The organism is Williamsia muralis (genome assembly GCF_002735905.1).
In the GTDB taxonomy this organism is placed as follows: Bacteria; Actinomycetota; Actinomycetes; order Mycobacteriales; family Mycobacteriaceae; genus Williamsia; species Williamsia muralis_A.
Map to the genome: position 1 here is coordinate 1 of NZ_PEBD01000006.1, position 1236 is coordinate 1236.

At 59.8% G+C, this 1236-nt stretch carries 2 protein-coding genes; both read left to right on the forward strand.

Annotated elements, in window-relative coordinates:
• A partial coding sequence (locus CSW57_RS08940; RefSeq protein WP_099382496.1) for a dihydrofolate reductase family protein occupies positions 1 to 518 on the forward strand: 518 nt, incomplete at its 5' end.
• 234 nt (positions 519 to 752) lie between these two features.
• The coding region (locus CSW57_RS08945) for a DUF222 domain-containing protein (protein WP_143696501.1) at positions 753 to 1236 on the forward strand (484 nt) is incomplete at its 3' end.

The following is a 1236-nucleotide window of genomic DNA, read 5'->3' on the forward strand; positions in this document are numbered from 1 at the left end:
TGGAAGGGCCGGGCGGCGAGCCCGGGTACCGCAATTCGGGGTGGACCTTCAAGGATTTCTACAACGACGAAGCGGCCTACGAGATCAAGGGGCGCGAGCAAGAGGAGACCACCGCACTACTGCTGGGCCGCACGTCGTACGAGGCGTTCGCTCCGATCTGGCCGACCATGGACGAGTTCGCCGAGTACAACGCGATGCCCCGATACGTCGTCTCCACAACACTCCAGAAGGACGACTCACGCTGGCCGGCGACGATCCTTCGGTCGGTGGATGACGTCGCGGCACTCAAAGAGACCGATGGTGGCCCGATCGCCGTGCACGGCAGTGCAACCCTCGGGCGCAGCCTCGCCGACGCCGGCCTCGTGGATCGCTATCACCTTCTGGTGTTCCCACTCCTTCTCGGCGCCGGCAAGCGCCTGTTCAGTGAGTCGGACAAAGACACCACCAAGCTCAACCTGGTCGAGCACGAGGTGTACGGCAACGGCATCCAGAAACAGATCTTCGACGTGGTGCGGTAGGTCGAGCCGATAACGGTTCTAGCGCAACGCCGTTCGTAGCATGCGCAACTCTGCTGCGGGCTGTAGCGCAATCACACGCAGGGCTTTTGTTCGCCTGCAGGCGTTGCAACACCTGCAGATGAACGCAAAGCCTGCAAGGAAGCCAGAGCCTATCGAACTCGAACACATGTTCGACAATGTCGGATTCTGTTGGTAGGCTTGGCGCAAGGGGTTCGAGGGCTGGGGGGCTTGTCGATGAGTGATTCGGTGACGGTGGATCCACCGCCGGTTGCGGTGTTGGTGGCGAAGTATCGGCAGTTGCAGGATGTGTTGGCTGATATTGCTGCGGCATCAGCAACCGATGTTGATGATGTGCAGGTTGCCGAGTTGGTGCGGGTGAACGAAAGAGTTGTTCGGGCACTGACATTTCAAGGCCTCAAGCGGTTGCAGGAGGTAAATGATCGGGGTTTGTTTCGTAAGGCTGGTCATTCGACGTTGCACCGCTTTGTGATGAGTGAGCTGCGGATCTCTCGCGGTGATGCCTCCTCACGGTTGAAAGCACTCGATGCTGCCGGCGAATTGTTGTCGATGCAGGGCGAGGCGCTGCCCCCGAAATGTCCGGCCGCCGCCGAAGCGCTGGCTGAGGGTGTTATTGGGTTGGCGCACATGGATGTAATGCTCAAAGTCCGCGACAAAATCCCACACAAGTCAGCGCCAGAAGTGTACGACGTGGTCGATG